General features: G+C 70.6%; 2 protein-coding genes and 1 pseudogene. All 3 read right to left on the bottom strand.

Annotated features, from left to right (window positions below):
* The coding region (locus tag EIO58_RS16565; protein WP_205789339.1) for a hypothetical protein at positions 1-219 on the bottom strand (219 nt) is incomplete at its 3' end.
* Positions 220-407: 188 nt separating this feature from the next.
* The gene (locus EIO58_RS16560) at positions 408-1,763 is read right to left on the bottom strand and encodes a PhoH family protein (RefSeq protein WP_127820399.1); all 1,356 of its coding nucleotides are present in this window, start codon (positions 1,761-1,763) and stop codon (positions 408-410) included.
* Positions 1,764-1,965: 202 nt separating this feature from the next.
* Positions 1,966-2,241: pseudogene (locus EIO58_RS16555) on the bottom strand (aminotransferase class V-fold PLP-dependent enzyme); the annotation flags it as partial.

Genomic DNA, 2,241 nt, shown 5'->3' with positions numbered 1-2,241 from the left:
CGCCTCGACGATCTCGGCCTGCGGGGCGGCCTCGACCGGCGCCACGAGCGCGGCCGATACGGAAGCGCTCGCCGGTACGAGCACGCGCGCCGTGGCGACGTTCGTTCCCGGCGAGTCGGCCAGCGCGGCCGGGGTCGTCAGGGCGACGGCGCAGACGACGGCGACGCTCGCCGCGACGGTGGCCATGCCACCGATCACGAGCCCCGTGCGTGCGTCCACGTTTCTCCCCCTCCGGAAATCGCTCCCTCACCATGGTGACAGACGCTCGAGGCGCGCAGCACCGCGAGGGCATGAGACTTCTTTCATGCCGACCGGTAGCCGGCTGGCGGTCCAACCGCGGCCGAAAGGTGGCGAGAGGGGCCGGGATGCGGCATCCCGGCCCCTCTCGTGGAGCTGATGGAGCGATATCAGGCGAGTTCGCCGGCCTCCAGCAGCTCGGTCACCAGCGCCGCGATCGCCGAGCGCTCCGAGCGCACCAGCGTCACGTGACCGAACAGGCTGTGGCCCTTCAGCGTCTCGATCACGGAAGCGACGCCGTCGTGGCGCCCGACCCGGAGGTTGTCGCGCTGGCCGACGTCGTGCGTCAGCACGACGCGCGAGTTCTGGCCGATGCGGCTGAGCACCGTCAGGAGGACGTTGCGCTCGAGCGACTGCGCCTCGTCGACGATCACGAACGCGTCGTGCAGCGAGCGTCCGCGGATGTGGGTGAGCGGAAGCACCTCGAGCAGACCTCGCTCGATCACCTCGTCGAGCACATTGCTCGAGACGACCGATCCCAGCGTGTCGAAGACCGCCTGTCCCCAGGGGTTCATCTTCTCCTGCTGGTCGCCGGGGAGGTACCCGAGCTCCTGCCCGCCGACGGCGAACAGCGGCCGGAACACGATGATCTTGCGCTGCTGCTGGCGCTCGAGCACGGCCTCGAGTGCGGCGCAGAGGGCGAGGGCCGACTTTCCGGTGCCGGCACGGCCGCCGAGCGAGACGATGCCGACCTCGGGGTCGAGGAGCAGATCGATCGCGATGCGCTGCTCGGCGGAGCGGCCGTGCAGGCCGAAGACCTCGCGGTCGCCGCGCACCAGCCGGTACTCGCCCTCGCTCACCACGCGCCCGAGTGCCGACCCGCGCTCGGAGTGGATGATGAGGCCGGTGTTGACCGGCAGTCCGCGGACGTCCTCGCTGACGGCGATCTCGCTCTCGTACAGGTCGCTGACGTCATCGCCCGACACGTCGAGGTCGGCGATGCCGGTCCAGCCGGAGTCGATCGCCTGCTCCGCGAGGTACTCCTCGGCGGTGATGCCGAGCGAGGCGGCCTTCACGCGCATCGGGAGGTCCTTCGAGACGACGGTGACCTCCTGTCCGTCCTGGGCGAGGTGCATCGCGACGGCGAGGATGCGGCTGTCGTTGTCACCCAGGCGCATACCGGAGGGCAGCACGGTGGCGTCGGTGTTGTTCAACTCGACGCGCAGCGTTCCGCCCTCGCCGACCGGCACGGGGAAGTCCAGCCGCCCGTGCTCGATGCGCAGCTCGTCGAGGTGGCGCAGCGCCTGCCTGGCGAAGTACCCGATCTCGGGGTCGTGCCGCTTGCCCTCGAGCTCGGTGACCACCACGACGGGGATCACGACGCTGTGCTCGGCGAAGCGGAAGAACGCCCGTGGATCGCTCAGCAGCACCGATGTGTCGAGCACGTAAGTGCGGAGCTGCTGATCCTGCTCCGCGATCTGCTCGAGATCCTGACTGCGCTGCTTGTGTGGTGCTCGTGTGGTCACAACCCACTCCCGCCCCGGGTGGAGAACCCGGCAGTCACGAGTCGGCCATGGGCCACGAGTCGCGATCCGGAAGGCCGACTCGACCGGGCGCTCTGCCCGATGTGATGAACGTACGTCGACCCGCCGACATCCCGTGCGCACGACACGCACGGGAAGGTGACGCGCGGGTGAATTCCGGATGCCGCAGCCGCGGCATCCGGGATCACCACACGCGCGCGGACGAGAAGGTCGCCAGCGCGTCGCCGAACAGGCGCAGGGTGTCGGCGCCGGTGCCCACGTGCGGGGAGACGCGGATGCGGCCCGAGCGCGTGGTGACGGTCAACCCGTGGTTCGCCAGGGAGGCGGCCAGCGGCGCGGCGTCCTGCGGGGCCGGCTCGAGCGTCACGATCCCGGCGCGGCGCTCCGGCTCGCGAGGCGTGACGACGGGGACCTCGTAGCGGTCGGCGAAGAAGATGACGTCGGCCGTGCGCGCGGCGAG

It is taken from the genome of Microbacterium sp. CPCC 204701 (assembly GCF_004010105.1).
Classification (GTDB): domain Bacteria; phylum Actinomycetota; class Actinomycetes; order Actinomycetales; family Microbacteriaceae; genus Microbacterium.
Note: the sequence above shows the minus strand (reverse complement) of the source record. Positions and strands in the feature narration are given on the sequence as shown.